Origin of the sequence: Lentilactobacillus parafarraginis DSM 18390 = JCM 14109, assembly GCF_001435895.1 — a bacterium.
Classification (GTDB): Bacteria; Bacillota; Bacilli; order Lactobacillales; family Lactobacillaceae; genus Lentilactobacillus; species Lentilactobacillus parafarraginis.
The window spans coordinates 1-24,144 of record NZ_AZFZ01000022.1 but is presented as its reverse complement, the minus strand read 5'-3'; the positions used below and the strand labels follow the sequence as shown (position 1 = coordinate 24,144).

Here is a 24,144-nt window from a genome sequence, read left to right as displayed (position 1 = left end):
CGATTTGCTATCGCAACCACCGTCATAAAATGGTAGAATTTTATTAAATGGGAAATAACTCTTATCGATTTTTTAGTACATATTACAGGGGACGACTTCATGCAGGGTATAATGTCAAAATTTCATCAAAATCGCGTGTTCACGCTGTTAGTATGGCTGATAATTGTCTTTATTGCAATTATTTCCGCTCCAAGTATAACTAATACATTACAGCGGTATAGTCAGCCAACTTTCAGCGCCAATTCACAGCCGCAAAAAGCGGCAAATTTACGCGATCAGTGGGGGTACCAGTTAGGCCATTCACAAACGATTAACATCGTCTATGAGAATCCAAGCGGAAAATTAACCTCAAAACAAAAGCAGACCATCCAGTCAACGATTGATGGTTTAAAAAAACATCAGTCTTACTATAGTATTAAACGCATCGTCACGCCAAGCACAAATGTGTCGGGGCAGGCGCAAATGCTGTCTAAGGACGGGTCAACCCAGGTCGTTTCGTTAGATATTAACCCGAAGAACGATCTGCGGATTCTCACCAGTGAGCTGGTGACCCAGGTTAAAGTTCCCGGGCTAAAATCGTTCGTTACCAGTCCGGAGATTGTCCGGGACGTCAATAACCAGACCACCGCGCAAGTCACAAAGATCGTATTAGTCGCGTTATTTATTGCGTCGATCTTGATTGTGGGCATCTACTTTAGGGCAATCTTAGCCGCTCTAATTTCGTTTATTACCTTATTTACGGCGTTCGTTACTTCTTACAGCATTTCACTAAACCTGGCCAGCCACTTTAACTGGGCCTTCACCCAGTACGTGCCGTTAGAAATTGGGCTGGCGGTACTGGTTCTGGGCACCATCTGGAATATCTACATTTTCCGAAAACTCAAGAGTGTCCTCACCGTTGAACGGGAACCGCGCGCCGCAACCAAACAAACCATTCAAGGATTGCGATTCCCAATCACGATCGTTGGCGGCGCTTTGACCATCCTATTTGGTCTGTGCGGCCTGGTTCACTTTGATGAAATTCAAGCACTCTGGGCTTTGGCAATTACCTACCCCGTCCTGATTTTGGCAACGCTCACCCTCAACGCCGTCTTCACGGCTGCATTGGGCGAAAGTATCTTCTGGCCAACGACAACTTTGAAGCCCGCCATGAAGGCTTCATATTGGAATAAAGCCACCGAATTTTCACTCTGGCAGCCAATTGCCGGCTTTTTGGTGGTTCTCTATATTACCCTGCCATTTATTTACTTCTACCACAATAGTCTCAACTTTTCGCCCATGACAAACCTGACGGAAACCAGTCAAGCTGTCAAAGGGGCCCGTGTTCTGCAGGCTCACTTTAGCGAGGGCAAACCAACCCCGGTCACCATCTATCTGAAAGCTGATAAACCGCTGACCAATGAGAAATCCCTTCAAAGTTTAGATGAGCTGACCACCAAGTTACAACATACGGCTGGCGTCAGCGATGTCTATTCGTTGACGCAGCCCGGCGGCATGCCAATTGAAAAGTACTACGTTGCCAATCAGCTGGAATCCATCGGCTTAAGCTCTAAACAGGCCACTGGCCAACTTTCCCAAGCATCCAACGGAATTACGTCCAACGCTAATAATTTGGATCTAAAATCCTTGAAACAACAGGTCAGGTCAATGGCTGCCCTGGTCAAGAAGAGTCACCAGATCGTTCAAAGCAGCAGCAGCCTGGCATCCCAGGTCAATAACGCCGCGGCGAATGCCGGGACCTCAGTTCAAGCCAACGCTTCAAAGAAGGTCCAGCGTTATCAGCGCCAGATTAATCAGTTGAACCAGTCACTCCAGAACGTTTCTTCCGGCGTAAGTCAGCTGGCCGCCGAAGGGCAGGTTATTCAAAATTACGGCGAGAACAGTTACAACAATCTTCAGAATTATAGTCAACAGATTAAGCAAATCCAGCAGGCGTTAAAGAAGGTCAACCGCCAAGTCACTTCGTCAACCAGCCAGTTAAATCACATTTATGATTATCTCAGCGGCTTACAGAAGTCCGGTGGCGCCAACGTCTACTACATTACCAAGGCCCAGCTTGCCGACACGGACTTTCAACAGACAATGCTGAATTACACCAGCCAGAACCAGAAGATTACCACCCTTCAAGTCGTCTTCAAGAACGCGCCGTCAAGTACGACGAATATTAAGCAGGTCAATCGACTTAAGCAGCAGATCAATCTTCAGCTGCGCGGCACCGCCCTTTCAGATGCTCAGGTTGCCATTACCGGTGAACCAGTCACCCAAGCCATGACGCAATCCAAAATGAGCCACCACTTTCTGACACTATTCCTGATTCTCATCATTGGCATTCTTGCGGCCGTCTTTACCGTCAGCCGGGCAATTCTTCAACCGCTTTACTGGACCGTGACGTTTGCCATGTCCGCGCTCACCGGCTTCCAGCTCACCTACCTGACGATGCATTTCATTGCTGGTATTAAGCAGTTTGACTGGCAAGTGCCAATTATGGCGGCCACGATTTTAGTCGCGTTTGGCGCCTGGCAAATCATCGCTCTTGGATTATCATACCGATATACCGAACTGTCACTTCTGGACTGGATTCGGCCAACCATGGCGAGTTACGGACAGATTGTCCGGTATATTCTGTTAGTCATCGTGATCCTGGCAATCGCGTTAACCTTTGGCGCGTCATTTGGCATGATCGAGGTCGCGCTGATCGTCATCTACACCGCAGCGGTCTTCTACCTCATCTTGCCAATGATTGTCTCATCGATGGGTAAATTAGCCGTGACCCTCCCGAATAAAAAGCACATTTTGAAGAATAAGTAGTCAATCCGCTCGCAAAATTGTTCACAAATTGTAACATTCACCGGAAATATTGGGAATAAACCCGTAAATTTTCGTTAAAATGCTTCATTCAAGTCGAAATTGTCACGAAACGTCTGAGAATCTCAGGCGTTTTTTTATTTATCCGGATAACTTTAATCCCACTATGGCAGTGTTTTCACCAGTACCTTTCAATAAGCCACCCACCAATGTTTCAGCCGGAAATCTTCTTTAACTGCATTGATAATTGTTTGTCACAGAAATGCAACACTAGATTGATAGAATTGTACTTGTAAATTGATAGGGAGTTGTTGAAAAATTATGAAATTACATAAGCAAATCATTTTAGTCGTCGTTGCATTCTTCGCATTACTAACCGCAGGATTCAGTACAGCCTCAGCAGCAAAGGCTGACGACGATGCCTCATATTCATCACTGTACACCGTCGCAAAGCAGAATCTCGGCAAGCCATATGTATGGGGTGCAACCGGACCTTCATCATTTGATTGCTCAGGCTTCACAAGTTACGTTTACAAGAAGGGCGCCGGTGTTAAGCTTCCCCGGACTGCTCAAGCACAATACAATGCCGAAAAGAAAGTTTCATACAGCAACCTCCAGAAGGGTGACTTGGTATTCTTCGGCGGCAGCACTTCATCAATCTCGCACGTTGGCATGTACATTGGCAACGGCAAGATGGTCGATGCTCAAAACCGTGGCGTGATCACTGAAAACGTTAAGGCCCCTTGGTGGCATTACGTTGGTGGCGTTCATGTAACTGACCTCGATGACTAGTCACTTAATCTAACCACAACTTAAATTAATATCGCGACAAACTAACTTTTTACTCAAAAGGCTGGGATCAGAATTGGTCCCAGCCTTTTATAATGCCCACAATTTGTGGCAGCGGCCGTAAATCAGTTAGCCACTTGTCAAATTTCACACAATTCAACTACAATTAACCTAATAACAAAACGGAGGGAGAACTATGGAAAAACCTGCTCAGCGCCCTGACATCGGTGACTACCTAAAATTGGTTTCCTGCTGCGCTGTGATGCTGCAGACCATTTTGGCGTTTGCACTCACAGAACATCCATCCGAAACTCACCAATTTGACATTGGCATCATTTATAACTTGATTAAATTCACGGCGCCCGCATTCATTTTCGCAATCCTGTTTACAACTTCTCGACTCACGATGACGCCCCAAATAACGTATGGAACCTATCTCAAACAGCAATGGCACGCCACCTTTGCGCCAACGATTCTGTGGACCGGCGTTTACTTGATTGTGACGCCCGAACTTCAGCAGGTCCGTCATTTCCACGACCTGCGCACATTTCTCTGGCAATTTATCAACGGCAACGCGGCCCCGCACCTCTGGTACAACACGATGATGATGCAATTTGTTATTTTGATGCCGGCATTCTGGTTTCTCGCTCACTGGATTCATCACCGGCGGGGCCGGGCCAGAATGGTTATCGGCATTACCACCGTCATTTATCTGAGCTGGCTGGTATTCTACGATCAGCAGGTCTTTCACGGCCCTCACATGCATAGCTGGTATTTACTCGACCGCGTCTTCATCAGTTTTCTTATTTATGGCGTTCTTGGCATGCTGGCCTGGGAATTCCGTCTGTCAGCCAACCGAATTTTTCGAGTTTGGTGGCCAATGATTTGCCTATTATTTTTAGGGAGCTTTTATTGGACCAACCAAGCCCTATTTAACTTTGGCTACCCGGTGCGGCTCACAAACGCTCCTTACTACAAGCCATCAATGATGATCTATGACTTAACGGTCATCACCTTAATCGCGGCGTTTGGCATCTTCCAAATTGATAATCAACCCAAGATTGCAAAAGTTGTCCATAACCTCGCGAATTATGCCTACAAGGCATTCCTGGGCAACGCTTTTTGGATCTACCTCCTATGGATGGGTCCCGGCCGCAGCCTGACAACCCGCCACCTTTGGATTGGCATTGGGCTCATTTACATTGGCACGTGGCTGTTATCATTTGGATCCGCATTCGGGTTGCATGTCATCTGGCAGCAAATTCGCCATCGCACTAAGGAAGCCGCCGCATCCCCGACTCATTTGCATGGTATTCATTAAAGCGTGTGGGACATAATCCCCTTATACGGCCGGAAGCTGCTTTCTGGCCCATGATTCAGCTAGGTAACATTCGGATAAACCGTGAGGCCGGGACAAAATTTGAGTTTTGTCCCGGCCTCTTATACGCTGGAAAGAGCGCCCCCTTTTGGGTTAGCCTTCAAATTTTAAATTATCGACTCAGCACCATATTAACGTGGCGAATGCCGACCTCCATGAAGGGCTGGCCGAATTGCTGAAAACCTAATGTTTGATATAAGCCCACGGCAGTTTGCTGGGCGCCGAGATAGAATCGGGTTTGGCCAGCGTACCGTTCATCATCCAGGATTGCCTGCAATACGTTTTTCGCGTATCCCCGGTGCCGGAACGCCGCCAACGTGGCAACCCTTTGAATATGAACCCCGTGGTCAGTCACCGTCGCACGGGCGGTCGCAACCGGTTGGTTCTGGACATAAGCAACGTAATGGGTGGCCTGCCCATCCGTACCATCAAACTCCAATTGAGGATCGATTCCCTGTTCGCCAACGAAAACGGCTTGGCGAATCGAACGGGCGTCCTGGTAGATATCGTTCAATGCGTCGGTTCGTTCGATTTTCAAATCCAATCACTTCTTAAGTCAGATTATGGTTATTGTTCGTTGTAGGCCGTGACCTTTACGTCATCGCCATCAAATTCCAGTTTGGTTAAACTGCCGTTTGCCGGTCGTTCCGTTACGTCAAACTGACCGTTGCCAAATCGTTCAACCAGGCTTAATAACGTATTTCCGTGACTGATCAGCAGAACGTTGTCGCCATCCTTAATTTGCGGGTTATTTTTGATCAAATCAAGCCCCTGATTAAGCCGGTCCCAATATTCAGTATTGTTTTCAGCTTGGTGGAACGGATCGGCGTCCTTGAGGTAGTCCTTAGCTTTGCCAATTGAATACTTTTCCACAATCGCTTTGAAGGTTGGTAGTCCATGAGGCGCCCCCGCGAGATACCATGCTTGGTCCATATCATTACCCTCAAAGTAACCGTAAAACTCTTCCCGGAAAAATGGGGAGGTTGTCGGTTCCTTATTAACGTCCGAAACCAGGTTCCGCTTCAGGATCTCTTTGGTGGTCACTTCAGCGCGGGTCGTGTCACTACAGTATGCCGCCACGAATTTAGTATTTTTTAATTTTTCACCGGTATCAACGGCATTCTGAACGCCCTTCTTTGTGAGGGGTGAATTGCTCCAGCCTTGGAGTTTATTATAAATATTAAAGTAGGTTTGACCGTGACGAACCATATACAAAGTAAATTTAGTCATGATGCCACATCCTTTGGATTGTTATATTTGTCTTGATTGCTTTAAGTATACCAAAGTTTGCCTGGGGGATAACCGCGACATTGACAAAACGTGCAAAAAAGGGCTAACCATCAATATTTAAGCCCAAGCCACAATCATTTCAAAAACCGGAATAATCGTGCGGTTCCCTGCTACCTAGCTGAAACGTGCAAAAAAGGGCTGACCATCAATATTTAAGCCCAAGCCACAATCATTCCAAAAACCGGAATAATCGTGGCTTGGGCTTAAATATCATGGTCAAAGCGCCCTTTTTTGCACTCTTATTCCTTAACTTTCCCCCAAATTCCCCATTTCCACCTTTATTTGTCGTTTTTTTCTGATACGATTAACAAGTATGATTATCTCAGACCTAAGGAGCTTGAATTTTGAAATACGTTCAATCAATCCTCGCAAAATGTAGTACTCGAATCGGTTTTCTCATTCTCTTGATAAGCTGTTTCTGGGCCAAAACGATGCTTGCCTACTTCGTTGACTTTAAACTCGGCGTCACCAATCCCTTTCAGTTCATCATCGTGGTGATTAATCCCCTGGCAACCACTTTTCTGCTAGTAGGAATCGCCCTCTACTTTAAAAAAAGCCGAACCTTCTACCCAATTGCCATTATTATTGATATTTTAAACACGGTTCTCCTCTACCTCAATGTGATCTATTTCAGGGAATTCACCGACTTCATGACCGTTAGCACCATGACCGGCTATTCCAAAGTCAATCAGGGCCTCAGCGGCAGTTCCATCGCCCTGACGAACTTTCACGATGTCTTCTACTGGATCGACTTAGTGGTCATTATCGCGCTACTCGTCACCAAAAAAATCAAGATTGATCACCGGCCGCTTAACCGGCGAATCGGTCTGGCCGTGACGTCATTTTCCCTGCTATTTTTCGCCATTAACCTTTCTCTGGGTGAAATGGACCGTCCACAATTACTAACCCGGACGTTTGACCGCACTTACATCGTTAAATACCTCGGTCTAGACGCCTTTACCGTTTATGACGGCCTCAAGTCGCAGCATAACAATGACTTACGGGCAACTGCCACCAAGTCGGAACTCGACGACGTGCTCAAGTTTACCCATTCGCACTACGCTAAACCAAATAAAAAATACTACGGTATCGCCAAGGGGAAGAATGTCATCATTCTTCATCTGGAAAGTTTCCAGCAGTTCCTCATCGGCAAAAAGATTAACGGCAAGGAAGTCACGCCGTTTCTAAATAAGCTTTATAAGAGCAAATCCTCCTACTCGTTTAGAAACTTCTTCCACCAGGTTGGCCAAGGAAAAACTTCGGACGCCGAAAACATGCTGGAAACCAGCACGTATGGCTTGCCACAGGGATCGCTCTTCGCCCAGCTTGGCAGCGACAACACCTTCCAGGCCGCCCCTGCCATTCTCAAACAGCGCCGCAATTACACCAGCGCCGTCTTCCACGGCAACGTTGCCAGCTTCTGGAACCGGAATAACGTTTATAAAGAAATGGGTTACCAATACTTCTTCGACGCCAGCTACTACGACACGTCAGGTGACCGCTCAATGGGCTACGGCTTGAAGGATAAGCTTTTGTTTAGAGATTCCGTCAAATACCTTCAGAACCTCCAGCAGCCATTCTACGCGAAGTATATTACCGTTACCAACCATTTTCCTTACGATCTTGATAAGGAAGATACAAGTCCTAATTTCAAGACGACCGATACCGGTGATGACGTGGTTGACAATTACTTTGTGACCGCCCATTACCTCGACCAGTCCATTCACGAATTTTACCGTTACTTGAAAAAGACTGGATTGCTGAAAAACTCAATGATCGTTCTGTATGGCGATCATTACGGCATTTCCGATTCTGAGAATAAGAACTTGGCGAAGGCTCTTGGCAAGAACCCTGATGACTGGACGGACTACGATAACGCCCAGCTCCAACGGGTGCCGCTCATCATCAATCTGCCGGGCACCAAGCACGGTTACGTTTCTAATAAGTACGCTGGCGAAATTGACGTCCTGCCGACGCTCATGCACCTTCTGGGGATCAGCACCAAACGCTACGTTCAATTTGGCACCGACATCTTCTCCAAGCAGCATGATCAGGTAGTCGCCTTCCGAAATCAGGACTGGGTCAGCCCAAGCTTCACGTCAGTTAGCGGCGATATCTATTCCAACAAAACCGGTCAGCTGATGAAGCTAACGAAACGCCAGAAGAAACAGGTTGATAAGGACAAGGCCCGCGTTGATAAGGAACTCTCCTTATCCGATTCCCTCAACGAAAAGAACCTGTTGCGCTTTTACCATCCAAAGGGGTTTGAAACCGTCGATCCGCGGAAGTATAATTACGCCAACGGTTATCAAAAGGAACGCGAGATTGCCGATAAACGCGGCAAGAAGTCAACCAGTCTCTATTCTAAACGGGGAAATACGATCAAAGACTACGTTACGAACGCACCGGAAATCCATCATAAGTCAACTGATTCCAACCGAATCAAGATTACCAACCCGGATGCAAGTAATAATGACAGCAGTCGTTAAACGGGGATGAATCAATCATGAAACAGCTTGATAAGTCGACAAACAAAATTTGGCTTCTGTGCTACAACGTGTTAATCGTGCTCCTGGCACTGGTTTCCTTTGGCCTGGTTATTTTAGCCGTTGTCAACGTCATCACGCTGCGCCACGGGATTTATCGACTGATCTTTTTCGGAATCTGGATCTGTTTTTTAATTGACTACCTTGTCCGCTTTAGGCTGGCAAAATCCAAAAAGAATTTTCTGATTTCCAATCTTTTTGACCTAATCGCCCTGATTCCCTCTCACCCAGTTTTTGCCCTTTTCCGGATTGCGCGGATCTTCGCCATCATCCGGGAATACAACCTTTTATGGAAGTTGGGCTGGTCCGGCAAATTTACCAACGGCCTTCATCGGTTCCTATACGATACCGGGTTCATTTACCTATTCTCCATCTCGCTGGTTATCCTGATCGGCAGTTCGCTGGTATTTGCTTCCTTCGAGCACACATCGCTCCAAGAGGCCCTCTGGTGGGCGATTACGACCGCGACCACTGTTGGTTACGGTGACGAAACGCCGCAAACGGCCGGCGGTAAAATTGTCGCCTCACTGCTCATGCTTGGCGGGATCGGTTTTATTGGTTTGTTAACCTCAACGATTACCGGCTTCTTCACCAACACTGACAAAGAAGACGAGCAGGAAAAAACGCTGAAGCGGCTGTCCCATCAAGTCGAACGCTTGTCAAAACAGGTGACTAACATGGAAAAACTGTTGCGGGAAGAAAAGGGTGAGGCCAGTCCCCGCCCGAAGAAAAAGCGAAAATGATCATTTATTTCTAAATTCACATCAAAAAATCAGATCCAGTCAGAAAGCTGATCGTGTCAGCTTCTAACTGGATCTGATTTTTAGTGACCTCATACTTTTCAAAATATAGCATTGTCAATATATACAACGCTTAATTAGTGGTGCATCGACGTACTGTGCAGCGGTCCCCGGCGGTCCGGATATAGCTGCTGCATGATGGTATTCACGGCAATCGGGGCTTCACCAAACGCGGTTGCAATCAACGGCTCCTTGCCTTCATAGCGGGAAACATCCCCGATCGCAAAGACGTTGGTCAACTCCGTCTTCCCAGTGGGGGCAACCTGAATCGTTCCCCGATTCAATTCTGGATGGACTGACCAGGCATTTAGGGCGCTATCTTGAGCGATGAACCCGTAGTTCACGACAATTTTATCAACGGTGAGCGTCATTTGATCGTCCGAGCGCATCTTTTTGGCCGTGATGGTGACCTGATCGTGGTCGGCGTGGTCCAATTTCTTAATCAAATAGGGGGTCACAGTTTCAATTGTTGATTGATTCAACAGGTCCACACTGTGCTCCATTGCCCGAAATTTATCCCGCCGGTGCAGCAGATAAACTTTTTTAGCAACCTTTTCCAGCAAGAGCGCCTCATCAATCGCGGAGTCCCCGCCGCCAGCAACCAGGACGGTTTGATTCTTAAACTGGTCAAGGTTTTTGACGCTGTAAAATAAATTGCGGTTTTCAAATTCCGCCCCGTTATCAACGGCTAGTTTTCGGGGATTAAACGCCCCCACGCCAGTCGCGATAATAATCGCCTTTGACTGGGTTGTCCCCTGGGCTGTTTGGATCAGGTAGCCATCCTCATTCTTTTGAATATCGGTAACGGTCTGATTTAACTTAATCACCGGCTTAACGGTTTTTAGCTGGGCTTCCAACTCAGTCACCAAGTTCCGGGCAATAATGTGCGGGTAGCCGCCGACATCTAATATTGTTTTTTCAGGATAGAGAGCGCTCACTTGGCCACCCAATTCCGAAAGGCTCTCAATAATTTGAACCTTTGCGTTTCTCAAACCGGCGTAAAAGCCCGCAAACATCCCGGCCGGGCCACCACCAATAATTGTGATATCATAACTTTCTTCGTTCAAAACCACGTCAGTTCCTCCTTTGGGGATCATGCTTACTTTTTATTGCGCCAATCCTTATTGGCAGGTCGGCGAACCGGCCGGCGCTTCTTTTCTCTTGGAATCACAATTCGCTGGCCTTGAAGGGTCTTCACTTCGCGCAGGCCGGCATCAATCATGATATATATTAAAAACCAACCAATCACAACGTCAAGGATTTCCTGCATAATGGACACGCTCAATCCGGTGTCCGGAATATCCCAGTCCCAGAAAGTGTGGAGCCCGATGGTGATTAACAGGAACACGTAAAATTTCGGCTTCGTAAAGAAATCCTTGATCGTAAACGGCTTCTTCCGGGTTTTCGCTAAAATAATCGCCCCACCGACAATCGCCGCCCAGATCGTATGGGTGCCAATTGCTTGAAAGCTCCTGGTAAAGATCGTCATGAGCCCGTACTGACTGATGTATCCCGAACTTTCAAAAACCGAGAACCCGGCACCCACCGCGGCCCCCACCAAGACGCCGTTAAATATGTAATTCAGTTTATACGAATTGATAAAGATAATGACGACCACGCACTTGGCCAGCTCTTCAACAATGCCGACAATCAAAGCCGACGCAATGCTGACATCCGTCCGAATCGGAAGCATCAAGTAAAAGGTCATCGTCACTAACAGCGACAGAATTCCCCCCACCAAAAAAGTGGTTAGGACTTGAAGCACCGAAATATTTTGGTAGACGTTAATCTCAAAAAACATCATCATTAACGAAAACGGCACCATTAAGGACCCGATAAAAATGAGTCCGGGAATGGCCTTATTGCTCTTAAAGAGAAACAGGAGTAGCATAAGCATCGCAAAACTAACGGCGAGGACGAGAAAAATTCGTGAAAAGAACCAGGGCTTTACCGGCCGACTGGACACCTTATGTAAACTCGGTGTCGTCGTGCGGGTCCCGACAATAAATAAGCGATCAGCTTCATCCTTGGAATGGCGCCGAAAAATTTCGGAAAACATTTTCGACAGATGAATCTCAACGGCACTATCTTGCTGATCGCCTCCCAGCCGCTTGGCAATGCTATCATCGAGGTTATCCAGGTTGTCGTAGTTTCTGCGAACCCCCGTCCATAGGAAAGCAAAGAAGTGGCGACCAATTTTTTTATTTTCCAGCTTCATCGGCTATCGATCTCCCAACGTTAATACTATTAAGGTTAACCGATGACCGGATGAGTTTCAAGCTCAGAATTGAGTTCTAAAAGATTTTCTAGTATGATTGGGTAAAGGGTTTTCATCATTGACAAAACAACATTTATGGAGGTAGTTTACATGGCCCAGAAAAAAATGATTCTTGATCTTGATACCGGTATCGATGACGCGATGGCAATTGCGTACGCCGTCGCCGATCCAACCGTGGATTTAATTGGCATTATCGGTTCATACGGCAACGTTTACGTTGAAGACGGTGTTCAAAATTCGCTCAAGATTCTCGAATTGTTGGGAGCAACCGATGTTCCTGTCTACCAAGGATTGGCACACTCTTCTGAATCGGATCACTTTGACCGCATGCCCGTTAGCGCGCAAATTCACGGCAACAACGGTATCGGCGAGGTCGATTTGCCGGCACCCAAACGGCCGGCCGAAACCGGTGATGCCATTGATTTCTTCATCAAAATGGTCAAGAAGTACGGCAAAGACTTAATCCTTGTGCCAACTGGTCCACTAACCAACCTCGATGCTGCCATCAAGAAGGCCCCGGAAATTGTTGACGAAATTGGTAATATTACCCTGATGGGCGGCGCGGTCACCGTTCCCGGCAACGTCACCAATGTCGCCGAAGCCAATATCCAACAAGATGCTTCTGCCGCCAACAACGTGTTTCAAAAGGCGCCCTTAACTCAAGTTGGTTTGGATGTGACCCTAAGAACCCTTCTAACTAAGAAGGAAACCCAGCAATGGCGGGATTTGGGAACTCAATCCGGTCGGGCCTTTGCCGACATTGTCGACTACTACATCAAAGCCTATGAGGTTACCAGCCCCGATCTTCACGGCTGCGCGCTTCACGATCCGTTTGCCGTTGGGGTTGCGATCAATCCTGATTTTGTCCAGACAATCAGCTTGAATATGTATGTCACAACTGACGATCAATATTATGGCCGAACAACTGGTGATCCAGCCAGATTATCCGATCCGAATCCAAACGTTAAGGTCGCCGTCAATGCCGACGTGGATGGTTACTTGAAGGCATTCATGGATCACACCCTCACGTTATTTAAACAGAACTAAACTAATTCAATAAACGATTAATCAGCAGCGAGGCAAAGCCACCTGAATGGGTGTCCTTTACCCCGCTGTTTGATTCCCCCAAAGCCATCCCCAACCATTTGCCAGGATCAAGTTGTATAATTTTAGTGATAGATTCATGCCATTCAGCACTTTTGGCAATTCGATCGTTATTTTTTGGGGGTTGATCTTATGAAACACATCTTTAAATCTTTTGGAGAAACCAAGCGTCATCCATTCATCATCGCAACCTTGCTGGCGATAAGTACCATTGGCTTATTCATGACTACTGAAATGACGGCAACTCAGGCGCAGTCAATTAAACAGCCAACCACTTTTTCGCAGCACAAACCGGCGAAAAAGCCAACTAAGACCAACCAAACGACCAGTTTTAATCAACAGAGACAGGCAGCTCTAACCAGAGGCAACGTTCCCACGCTTTGGTCCCAAGGCTACCAGGGTCAGGGAATGGTGATTGCCGTCATTGACTCTGGTATCCAGAATCATCCCGACCTGCGATTATCAAATAACCAAACCGCTAAAATTTCTAAGGCGGATGCCCAGCAGCTAATTGCCCAAAAGGGGTATGGCAAGTACATTAGTCCGAAAATCCCGTTTGCCTACGATTATGTCAACAATAACAATGATGACACGGCTGCTGATTCAACGTCCGGTTTCCATGGTGAAGAAGTTGGCGGCGTGGCGGCCGCTAACGGAATTGAGGCGAACCAAGCCAAGTACATGAAGGGCGTCGCGCCGCAAGCCCAGCTGTTAAACCTTAAGGTATTCGGTGGGTTTGCCGATGAGATTCCTAACGACGTCGCCCGCGCCATTCACGATGCGGTTGACCTCGGTGCCGACGTGATTAATTTGTCATTGGGCCTGGCCCAACCCCACCAGTCACTCACCGATGAAGAACAGGCAGCGGTCAAATACGCTACCGATCACGGCGTTTTCGTTTCGGTGGCCGGCAGTAATTACGGCCACGCTGGCAGTCTTGAAACCAACGCCAATGATCTCAGCGATTCCACCACAACCACCTATGAACCAGCGAATTCCGGGACAATCGCCGATCCTGGGGTTGCCAATTCCGCGATGACCGTCGGCTCTGCCAACACGAAAACGGGCAGTAAAAGTGCGATGAGTTCATTCTCGGCCTGGGGACCGACCCCGGAGTTTGCGTTCAAACCCGACATCACAGCGCCGGGTGATCACATCGCCACCATCGATGAAAATAAAACGTACACCTTTGACTCCGGCACCTCATTTGCGTCACCATACATCGCCGGATCAGCGGCTCTAGTCCTGCAAAAAATCCACAAAGACCAGCCAAATCTCAAGGGAGCCGCCTTAGTTAACGCGGCGAAAGTCGCTTTAATGAACGCCAGCCAACCCATGAACAACAGCCAGTTTCCCGGCGAGATTGTCTCACCGCGGCTTCAGGGGGCTGGTGTGGTCAACGTTGCCAACGCCGCTAATTTAAACGCGGCTGCCACCGATGCAGCCACCGGAAGTGGGGCCGTCGCCCTCAGACAAATCGGCCAAATCACCAACTTCTCACTTAACGTCACCAACCACGGCGCCATTCCCCAAACCTATCGGGTGGACACGACGACCGGTCCGGATACCGAGACGCGCAAAGCCGATAAGAATGGCATCGGCGTGGTGCACGACGTCAAGATTAACGGTGCTTCACTCACCGCTTCTCTGCCAACGATCACCGTTGATCCAGGCAAAACGGTCAAACTTGATTTTAAATTGGATCTCGGCAGCCAAGCAGCTCGTAATAAAATTGCCGAGGGCTATATTTCGCTCGTTAACTCTGACGCCAAGCAAAATTTGACCATCCCCTACGTGGGCTATTACGGCGACGCCACCACCGAACAAATCATTGATCAACCGGCCAACCAAACCGGCAGTGACTTTGGCGGCGGGTACATGATTGATAATCACAATACCCCCCTGGGCGTCAGCGACCGCACATCGCTGGCCAGCTACATTAATGCCGGCTCCCCAGAAACGGCTTCGAACCGCTGGGATGCGACGCCAGGCAAAGTTGATGACGACAAAATCGCCATCTCACCAAACGGCGACGGTAAGATGGACGTGGCTAATCCCTATGTCTTTGCCAAGCAAAGTTTGGCGAAGGTCCAAGCTGCCATTCTTAATTCCAAAGGGCAAGTTATCCGAGTTATCGATCAAGAAACCAACACCGATAAATCAATCCACGATTTAGGATCAGATGCCAACAATGATTTGGCCCTCTCAGTCTCGATGCGGCCGAATCCCACGGCATTAACCTGGAACGGGCAAGCATACGATCAGGCCACCGGTAAGATGAAGGTGGTCCCTGATGGCCGTTACCAATATCGAATTGAAACGACCAATTTCAATAACGGCGCTGACAAAGTCCAGGATTGGACGCTTCCAGTCCAAGTCGACACCAAGGCACCCAAAATTGTGAAGGCAACCTATCATTGCGGCCGCCTAACGGTTGGTTATCGTGACTCCGGGGTTGGCTTTACCAAACTGTCGGCAATGGCCGTTAAGGTCGGCAAAAAGGTCGCCGGTGTCAGTTTGAATAATTCTGGCCGCCAAAACCAGGGCGTCACCCATTACACCCTGTCTAAAACGCTGCAGAAAGCGCTCCAACACTCACCGAAGATTCATTTGGCGCTCTGGGACGTCGCCGGTAATCAAGCAACCAAAACGCTTAAACTGGCGAAGCCCGCCAAGGTTTATCAACCCTCAAAGACCGGCAAATCCGCAAAGGTGATGTGGACATTGATGACAACCGACCTCCCAGAAATGTTGAATCGGCAACCCTATGCCGTCACAACCCGATTTTCAGAGACCTCCGGCATTTCGTTTAAGAATCTGAAAGATAACAATTTTAACTATCTAAATGCCAACAGCAAAGCCTACAATCCGGCAACCCGGACCCTCACAATCAGTGGTAAGGTCACGAATCCTAAATCTAAACTGACGATTCTTAAATCGCCAAACCAAAATGCCGCCGAAAATCAGGTTCACATTGGGAAATCCGGCCAATTTAGTTACCAAATGCCCCTTGATCCGACTGGTCAACGGGGAATCGGCTACATTCTCAAGACTCCTAAGAAGGGCAAAGTTACCACGGCAAGGGGGACCCTGGAAGTCTTTACGGATATGACGCCGCCGACGTTGACGTTAACCAACCCTAATTTAGGGAGCCAAGCAACTTCCGATCAATCGCAGCTGACAACGGCGGCTGCCAGCTTCACCGTTCAGGGAACGGTGAACGATAACGTTGACGGTTACCGGCTCTATATCAATGGTAACAATGTCTTCCATGAACAAAACGATGCCGGCTTTGTCAATCACGATAATCCGCATGCATCAGCCAATCCTTACGGAGGACACGCGTTTAGTGAAACTTACTCGCTGTTACCCGGTCAAAACCACTTTACGGTAACCGCCGTCGATCTGGTCGGTAATACGGTGACAAAAACCTTTACCGTAACCCGGCAATCCTAATCCAACGAGCCTCACGAAGCCATAAGCATCTAAAAAACCGAAGATCCAGGCATCATTGCCTGAACCTCCGATTTTTATTTTATTGATTTTTTAGTGCGTGCCGGGCGCATTCTCACCCATTCACGACGCTTTTTTCTTCCTGATTCTTTTCTCGTTCAGCCTTTAATTCCTGCCGGTGAAATTCTGCCAAATGAACGGCTTGGGTGACAAATTGTTGGGTGTGAGCCACATAATCGTATTTCTTACCCAGCTTGGCAATATAACCATTGATATAGTCAACTTCGGTTGGCCGGTCCTTGGACATATCTTGATACATGGATGGGTAGTGAAGTGGCATGTCCACCTGACAATTATGTTCCAGGGATGCCAACATATCCGCCCGGCTTTCGACAAGGTGGATATCTGCTCGCCCACACACGTCATAAGCTTCGTCCAGCAGATCCTTAGCCATGGTATCGAACCCTGGGAAGCGGCCAAACTGGCCCATCTGCAATTCAAACATCGTGCAGATTGAGTTCATAACGGAATTGAAGACCACTTTTGTCATCAACGTTCCCGTGAAATCGTCGGTCATGGTCGGATGAAACTGTGCTTTATCCAGCTGCTTGAAGAGCTCCTGACACATGGCATCGGGCTTCTCGTTTAACGGGCACATATTCATCATGCCAGCGCCCCGCTTGCCCATAAAGTCAACCTCGCCAGGACCGGGAAGCACCGTGGCAACCAACGCGGTGCCGCCAATAATCTTGTCATCGGCGAAGTACCGCTGTAATTTCTCAACGTGCCCCATTCCGTTCATGCATGTAAAAGCGTACTGATGCGGTTTGAAGGCGTGGGCCATCCGTTTAAGATAGTCTGCGAGCTGCATCTGCTTGGTAAAGAAGACAAACATATCCGGATCGTCGTGGTATTCCTCCGGAGTGACCATCTTCACCGGCACCAGGTGGCGGCCCTTATGATCGCGCATGACGTAAACACCACCCTGAGCATGAACGGCATCCAAATGCGGCTGCCACATATCGACAAATGTCACGTCATTTCCCTGCTCAGCCAGCAGAACCCCGTAACGAAGACCCATTGCACCTGAACCAACCATTGCTAATTTCATATGTGTCCCTCCAAATAAACTTAACTAAGTACTTAACGACAACTGAAGCGATTAAAAAAACAGCGTCCTCGAATAACTCAAGGACGCTGTTTGCGCGGTACCACCTAATTTGTAGCTCAAAAAAGCTACCACTTTTCGCGGACGGTCAACTGACGATCCGCTAGCACAATAAGGTGTGCCCGCCACCGATTCTCTTAAACTCGAATCGGTTACTCAGAGGTGATTTTCAAATTATGAGCGGCTATTCCTTCGCACTTAACGGAATTCACTGAAGCCGGCCGATAATCCTACTTTCCTCGTCATCGTATTCTAATCGCTTTTTAATATGTTTCTAACTTAGTGCCGTTTACCGGAAATGTCAAGCAAATTTCAAAAAATTATCGAATGGAGAAATAACTCTTTAAGTATTGGCCAACGCCGTCGCTATCGTTATCAGTGGTGACAACGCTGCTGACGGCCTTAATTTCTTCCTTACCATTCTTCATGGCAACCCCAATTTCAGCATGGGTAATCATGCCGAGGTCGTTGTCCGAGTCCCCAAAAGCCATCAGCTGGTTGAAGTTCCAGCCAAAGTGTTTTAAAAGGGCCTTCAAGCCGACCGTCTTATCCATCTTGGGCGCAAGAAATTCCATAATTTGCGGTTGCGAACGAACGATGTGGTACTGTTGTCCCACCCGAACCGGCATGTCAATTCGAAATTCATCGAGGACTTCAGGCTTATCACACACAATTCCCTTTGAGTAAAGGTCATCTTCACCCAGGTCGGAAAATGATCGGGAAACAAATTCAATATTTCCCTTGAACTGCTGTTGATACATCGAATTCTTCAGGTCGGCAATTGAATAAACCCGGTCAAAATCGAGGATGTCCAGCGGCCCATTTGCTTGATTGGCATACTCAAAAAGCGGTTCGAAGCTGGCCTTGGTCATTCCCTGTTTAAACAGTTCCTGCTTGTCGTTATTATGAACGACCAGGGCACCATTAAAGGTAATTGTGCAATCATCTTCGCCGGTTAACCCAAGCTGCTCAATGTATGGCCAAATCGCGTTAATCGGGCGGCCAGTGCACAGAACAACCTTGATACCATCATGATGAATTTGCTTCAATACATTTTCGTTAACTTTGGAAATGTTCTTGTCGCTGGTCAGCAACGTCCCATCCAAATCCAACGCAACCATTTTTATCAAAGTAGTTCCTCCTTGCTTGTTATCATAGAATTAATTCTATGGAATAATCGTTCAAAATACAATCCCTTTTACAGTATCTTACAAATAATATCAGAAGTTCATCATTGTTATATCAGAATTGTTCCGGATCAATTGCCCGATGGTCATATTCATTACTGATTAAAACCGGTTATCAGTCCCATTCATTTGTGAAATTCACAAGAAAAAAAGAAGCTGAAAGGCAAACGCCCTCAGCTTCTAAATTCATCCGTATAACTTAATTGTTATTTTTAAACCTTAACTGATCTGAGATTCCAGTTCGCGAAGTTCTGCTTCCCGGACGCTACGAGGTAGAAATCTCCGAATTTCTTCCTCATTAAACCCAACCTCAAGTCGATGATCATCAAAAATTATTGGTCGTTTAATCAAATCTGGGTACTTAACTAATAAGTCGATCAGTTGAGATACTGAAAGATTATCAATGTCCAAGTTCAACTTCTTAAAGATATTGGACCTGGTAGAAATGATGTCTTCACTACCATTTTCAGTCAAACGTAAGATTTGCTTTACTTCATCGGCATTAAGAGGGTTGGAATTAATGTTGCGTTCTTTGAAGTCGATGTGATGACCCTTGAGCCATGCGCGAGCCTTTCGACTTGATGCACTGCTTTGTGCGACATATAGATTTAACAAAACAATCCCCCCCTAATTTGTAACAGAAGTGAAACTGAACAACATCCTTCGATTACAATATTAACACATGGACACTTTTTGTCAACACCGTTACTTACTTTTTGTAAACAAATTTGTGAAATTTTTGAGCTAACTACCTACGCCCGTTTACGATATAATGAAATCATTCATTATTAAATTTTTGCCATTATTTGGAGGGCTTTACTGTGGAAATCTTTTACTCAGTCGCATTGCTAATTGTCGCGGCGATCATCGCGAACATTCTCTATACCATCTTCCCAAGAATCCCGTTAACCTTTTATCAAATTGGCTGTGGCTTTTTGCTGACCCTACTGCCGCTCTTTCGAAATTACAGTCTTTACCCGGAATTCTTCATGGTTGGCATTATCGCGCCCCTCATGTTTAATGATGGCCGCACCATTGATACCGGCCAGATGACAAACGCCTTTGCGAAAATCATGTCAATGGCGGTTTACCTTGCCATTTTAACCACGATTGTGATTGGCACCATGACCCACGCCGTGATGGCAGCCATTCCACTGGCCCTGTGTCTGGCCTTAGCCGCAATTGTCACGCCAACCGACTCGCTGGCGCTGTCCTCAATTACAGAAAATGTCAGCCTGCCAAAGGCCGTTTCAGGCGCTTTAGGCGGTGAATCGCTCTTCAATGACGCATCCGGCATTGTGGTGTTAAGTTTGGCCCTTTCAGCTTATCAGACTGGAGATTTTTCGTTTTCCCAGGGGTTGCTGAGCTTCATCGTCAACTTCTTTGGGGGACTGCTGGTCGGCTTAATCGTCGGCTCCCTATTTGTCTCCCTCCAGTCCTTTCTGGTCGGGAAATCCATGGATACAGCCAGCGTCATTGTGCCGTTCAGTTTGATGATTCCGTTTGCAATCTACCTCATCTCTGAGGAATTAGGCTGCTCCGGAATTCTGGCCGTTGTTGCCGGTGGGCTAATCTACGGCATCAACCAGAGCCGCTTAAAGCTGATGGCAACTAACGTCCGCTTGGTGACTAACGCAACCTGGGGAATTCTCAGTAACCTGCTTAACGGCATTGTGTTCGTCCTGCTGGGCGTCACCCTCCCCACGGTGATCGTAGCAATTATTCCCCTATCGTCAACGTTGATTTTGGAATTGAGCGGACTGGCACTGCTCATCTACCTCACCATGGGGGTCGTGCGCTTTGCCTGGGCAAAACTCAACTTGGTCAAAATTCATGGCGATCGCCCCAGCACGTTCAAGGAAGCCTTCCTAATCGCTGTCGGCGGCGTTCATGGAACCATCACCCTTGCCATGGCCCTCTCGTTACCAGTCACGCTGGCTGGCCACGCCTTTCCCTATCGCGATCAACTCATCTTCGTGGCCACGGTGGTAATCCTTCTCAGTCTTATTATTCCAGCAATCGTCCTGCCAAGAATGCTGCCGGCCAAGCAGGTCCCCAACCAGGATTCCTTCAACCACCATCGCAGCAAAATGGTTGATTACAGTATCGCGCGAATCAAGGAGCTGCCAACCACCACCCTGGCCGATCGCAACTACGTCATTGATATGCTGACCAGCCAGAAGAAGAGCAAACGGGCGGACAAGAAAGCGGTCCGTGATTTGATGGCCCAAACCCATGACATCGAAATTCAGGCAACCACCGAAGTATTGAGTAATGATCACGTCCCCGAACAGTTTAGTAACGAACTGTCCCGCCGAATCGCCCTGCACACAACTCCTGGGAGGGGCTTTTGGAAACGGATCAAATTTATGATGCACCTTTGGCTGCCCAGAAAGCGCCGATTTTCAAACCGTCTCCCCGATAGTTTGAATCCGGCCAAGAACCCGCAATTAGTTCAAAAACGGGATAACTTCCGGAAGCAGATCGAGACGGCCGTTTATGAACGGGTCAACGCCTACCTTGACAGCATTGAAACCCCGGAAAATACCGCCACGGTCACGTTTGTCAGGACAGGTTATAATTTCCGCCACGCCCGTTTCGGCGCCGATGACAGTTCGGACGATCGGCAAAATCAATTGCTGATCCAAGCTTTCCAGTATGAATACACCTACGTTGCCGACGCGTTTAAAAACCAAAAGATCACCCGGCAGGTTTCTGATCAGCTCAATCAAAGCATCACCACCGATCAGATGGTCTACATGGCAGATAACTGACAATTTACAAAATGTTCGCAATTGATTATACTTGACGTTATACATTGTGTTTGCAGGTGAAAAAAATGAAAGTTACCTTATTAGCGACAAGCGACACTCATGGTTTCATAGAACCCACTAATTACGTGGATTCCAACGGTGATAAACCATTTGGGCTCGAAAAAGCAAGTTCAACAATTAAACGATATATGAATCAACACCCCGACGAAAAGATTATTCTGATCGACAACGGGGATTTTTTGCAAGGGTCGCCAATGGCGGACTATGTCGCAAAACGGGCGGGTCAAGCTGACAAGGATGCCTTCATTGCGGCGTATAACGACGTTGGCTACCAAATTGGTTCAATTGGCAACCACGAGTTTGACTACGGCCTGGACTATCTCAACTGGATTATGAAACATTCCGACCGTCAGTTTGTGTGTGCCAACATTGTCGACCACAACAACCAACCCCTGTTATCGCATCCCTACACGATTCTGAACGTTGCCGGGTTTAAAATCGGCTTTCTGGGTCTGACAACCACCAGTACAAAAAAATGGAAGAACGTCAATGATATGAATGACTTCAACCTGATTTCCGAGTTGGACGCGTGCAACCGTTACATGCCAGAACTCAGGGAAAAGACCGACGCGGTCATCGTCGTGTATCATGGCGGCTTTGAACGCGATCATACCGGCAACTGGAATGATATCAACCCTGGCGAAAACCGGGGCTATGATATTCTCAAAACGATTAGGGGAATCGATGGCATGATTTCCGGCCATCAGCACCGCAAAATTGCCAGCGAACTGTTCAACGTGCCGATTATTCAACCGGGTTCCCGTGGTGAATACGTTGGCAAGATTTCATTTGACATTTCCAATAAGGATCGCCGCATTACCCATGCTACTTCAGAGCTCCTAAGCGTGGGGGATAGTGACCCGGATCCACAAATCGCCAAGGTCGTGGCCGCCCTCTCCAAGAATTTACAGAAGTGGCTTGATAAACCCCTTTCTCGGATTGAAGGCAGCCTGACCTTTGACGACCCGTTCCAAGCACGAATTAAGGAATCAGCATTTATTGAATTTATTCAAAAAATTCAAATGGAGAAGATGGGCACCGACATTTCGGCAACCGCCCTCTACAACAACGAGGCTCACGGCTTTGAAAGCCCGATTACAATGCGCAACATCATCACCAACTACGTTTACCCCAACACACTGGTTAAATCACGTATTACCGGTGCGGACTTGCGGGCAGCATTGGAAGTCACGGCGGAGTACTTCGACGTCAAGCACGGCCAGGTTGTTGTTAACGAGCACTTCATGTTTCCAAAAGAACGGTTCTATAATTACGACATGTACGAAGGCATCGATTACACCTTAAACATTGCCAAGCCAGTCGGCCAGCGTGTCACCCGCTTAAAGTATAAGGGCGAAGACGTCACCGATGACCAGATCCTCTACATCACACTCAATCGCTACCGCGCAAACGGTGGCGGGCACTATCCCATGTATACCGGCGACAAGATCGTCGCGTCGTGTGATATGACGATTAGCCAAATTATTCTGGAGTATCTGTCAAAGCACCGGGTGGTTAAGGCGACCAATAACCATAACTTTAAGATTGAAGCGAAGAAATAGGTTACTGCTATTTTTTGGAAATGAAAGGTCCCAATTTTCAGATAGGAAGTTCTGAAAATTGGGACCTTTTACTTTTGAATCCATATTTAACCAACGTTTATAGCCTAATCAATGTGAGTAGTGAAGTGATTGAGTTGCGCGATGGGTTGACGAAGCAATTAAGGTTACAGGAACCACAAAAAGTACCTAAAGACTTCGTTAAACAAAATCCATAAATTACGCAGCCCAATTATAGACGAGATCGAAGCATGAACCGTTAGCCAGTTTTGTTAAGGCGTGCTATAATACCCATAGAAAAAGGAAGCCCCGCCGAAAACAGGGCTTCCCACGTAGAGCCGTTTAAGACGGTGGCATGACTTATGCGTTTATAACCGCTAGCTGGCCAGAGCTAAGGCGGTTATTTTTTTTGCTGACTTTTAATCAGCTCAACAATCAATGCGATTAAGGCTACGGTAAAAGTACCGAATGCCAGCATTAATTGTAAAGCGTCCGACACGGACACTTAGGCTACTCCTTTCGCTAGGAACTATGGGCTTTAAGGGTTTAACACCATAAGCACCACCTCCGATCGGAAATAGCCACCGCCTTAACTTCTCTACTCGATCCATTATACCGGATAAAACTTGATTTACCCATTTAGAATTAATTGAAAATTATTATGTTGGGGGCATCACTGTATCAAAGTTTTCTCAAGCATTTAAGTCGATAGTTATTTGTGAGCATTTTACGGAACGGACTGGTTCTAATCAGCTAGACACTTTTTTCAGATCGGTTAACTGGATATACTCCTTCCCAAGTAAACAAGCTTTAATTATTTGCTTGTCTACTCAAGAAGGGGTATATCCGGAAAAAATTGGCTGAAAGGCCATCATTATTTTCAAATCCTGAAAATTAAGGAAAAATAAGCAAAACAAAAGACAGGTACTGTACCCTGTCAAGTTGACACATTA

The 24,144-nt window shown here is 47.2% G+C and carries 16 protein-coding genes, 1 pseudogene and 1 other annotated feature; of the genes and pseudogenes, 9 read left to right on the top strand and 8 right to left on the bottom strand.

What is annotated here, in order from left to right:
* The first annotated feature begins 99 nt into the window (after positions 1-99).
* The 3 genes from FD47_RS06735 to FD47_RS06725 all read left to right on the top strand — a co-directional run bounded on the left by FD47_RS06735 (position 100) and on the right by FD47_RS06725 (position 4,915).
* A complete protein-coding gene (locus FD47_RS06735; RefSeq protein ID WP_056980313.1) occupies positions 100-2,808 on the top strand; it encodes an MMPL family transporter in 2,709 nt (902 codons plus the stop codon).
* Positions 2,809-3,126: 318 nt separating this feature from the next.
* Positions 3,127-3,597 (top strand): C40 family peptidase, encoded by a 471-nt coding sequence (locus tag FD47_RS06730; RefSeq protein WP_008211179.1) that lies wholly within the window; start codon positions 3,127-3,129, stop codon positions 3,595-3,597.
* Between the two features lie 193 nt (positions 3,598-3,790).
* Positions 3,791-4,915: an acyltransferase family protein gene (locus tag FD47_RS06725; protein WP_056980311.1), complete on the top strand. Its 1,125-nt coding sequence runs from the start codon at positions 3,791-3,793 to the stop codon at positions 4,913-4,915.
* Between the two features lie 169 nt (positions 4,916-5,084).
* On the opposite strand, the gene FD47_RS06720 is transcribed toward FD47_RS06725, so the two are convergent.
* A complete protein-coding gene (locus FD47_RS06720) occupies positions 5,085-5,510 on the bottom strand; it encodes a GNAT family N-acetyltransferase (RefSeq protein WP_056980309.1) in 426 nt (141 codons plus the stop codon).
* Positions 5,511-5,539: 29 nt separating this feature from the next.
* The gene (locus FD47_RS06715; RefSeq protein WP_054734142.1) at positions 5,540-6,202 is read right to left on the bottom strand and encodes a histidine phosphatase family protein; all 663 of its coding nucleotides are present in this window, start codon (positions 6,200-6,202) and stop codon (positions 5,540-5,542) included.
* A 404-nt stretch (positions 6,203-6,606) separates the two neighbouring features.
* Here FD47_RS06715 and FD47_RS06710 point away from each other — a divergent pair, with 404 nt between their 5' ends.
* Positions 6,607-8,751: an LTA synthase family protein gene (locus FD47_RS06710; RefSeq protein ID WP_056980308.1), complete on the top strand. Its 2,145-nt coding sequence runs from the start codon at positions 6,607-6,609 to the stop codon at positions 8,749-8,751.
* A gap of 17 nt (positions 8,752-8,768) precedes the next feature.
* Positions 8,769-9,551: a potassium channel family protein gene (locus FD47_RS06705; protein ID WP_054734139.1), complete on the top strand. Its 783-nt coding sequence runs from the start codon at positions 8,769-8,771 to the stop codon at positions 9,549-9,551.
* Positions 9,552-9,685: 134 nt separating this feature from the next.
* Here FD47_RS06705 and FD47_RS06700 read toward each other — a convergent pair whose 3' ends face one another.
* Both FD47_RS06700 and FD47_RS06695 read right to left on the bottom strand, forming a co-directional pair.
* Entirely contained in the window at positions 9,686-10,705 is a 1,020-nt protein-coding gene (locus FD47_RS06700) for an NAD(P)/FAD-dependent oxidoreductase (RefSeq protein WP_056980306.1), read from the bottom strand.
* A 2-nt stretch (positions 10,706-10,707) separates the two neighbouring features.
* Positions 10,708-11,826: a PrsW family intramembrane metalloprotease gene (locus tag FD47_RS06695; protein WP_054734133.1), complete on the bottom strand. Its 1,119-nt coding sequence runs from the start codon at positions 11,824-11,826 to the stop codon at positions 10,708-10,710.
* A 150-nt stretch (positions 11,827-11,976) separates the two neighbouring features.
* Between FD47_RS06695 and FD47_RS06690 the strand changes: the two genes are divergently transcribed.
* Positions 11,977-12,933, top strand: coding sequence for a nucleoside hydrolase (locus FD47_RS06690; RefSeq protein ID WP_040537562.1), 957 nt, complete (start codon positions 11,977-11,979; stop codon positions 12,931-12,933).
* A gap of 189 nt (positions 12,934-13,122) precedes the next feature.
* Positions 13,123-16,446: a S8 family serine peptidase gene (locus FD47_RS06685; RefSeq protein ID WP_225425012.1), complete on the top strand. Its 3,324-nt coding sequence runs from the start codon at positions 13,123-13,125 to the stop codon at positions 16,444-16,446.
* A 112-nt stretch (positions 16,447-16,558) separates the two neighbouring features.
* Here the strand turns inward: FD47_RS06685 and FD47_RS06680 are convergent, their stop codons facing one another.
* From FD47_RS06680 to spx, 3 genes are all read right to left on the bottom strand, one after another.
* The gene (locus tag FD47_RS06680) at positions 16,559-17,554 is read right to left on the bottom strand and encodes a ketopantoate reductase family protein (protein ID WP_054734123.1); all 996 of its coding nucleotides are present in this window, start codon (positions 17,552-17,554) and stop codon (positions 16,559-16,561) included.
* 76 nt (positions 17,555-17,630) lie between these two features.
* Positions 17,631-17,866: a binding site (T-box leader), on the bottom strand.
* 65 nt (positions 17,867-17,931) lie between these two features.
* Positions 17,932-18,732, bottom strand: coding sequence for a Cof-type HAD-IIB family hydrolase (locus FD47_RS06675; protein WP_056980327.1), 801 nt, complete (start codon positions 18,730-18,732; stop codon positions 17,932-17,934).
* Positions 18,733-19,017: 285 nt separating this feature from the next.
* Entirely contained in the window at positions 19,018-19,413 is a 396-nt protein-coding gene (spx, locus tag FD47_RS06670) for a transcriptional regulator Spx (protein ID WP_008211526.1), read from the bottom strand.
* Between the two features lie 206 nt (positions 19,414-19,619).
* Here spx and FD47_RS06665 point away from each other — a divergent pair, with 206 nt between their 5' ends.
* Together FD47_RS06665 and FD47_RS06660 are read left to right on the top strand one after the other, a co-directional pair.
* Entirely contained in the window at positions 19,620-21,572 is a 1,953-nt protein-coding gene (locus FD47_RS06665) for a cation:proton antiporter (RefSeq protein ID WP_056980304.1), read from the top strand.
* Positions 21,573-21,637: 65 nt separating this feature from the next.
* Positions 21,638-23,194: a bifunctional metallophosphatase/5'-nucleotidase gene (locus FD47_RS06660; protein WP_056980302.1), complete on the top strand. Its 1,557-nt coding sequence runs from the start codon at positions 21,638-21,640 to the stop codon at positions 23,192-23,194.
* Between the two features lie 397 nt (positions 23,195-23,591).
* Here the strand turns inward: FD47_RS06660 and FD47_RS06655 are convergent.
* A pseudogene (locus FD47_RS06655) lies at positions 23,592-23,696 on the bottom strand (putative holin-like toxin); the annotation flags it as partial.
* Between the last annotated feature and the right edge of the window lie 448 nt (positions 23,697-24,144).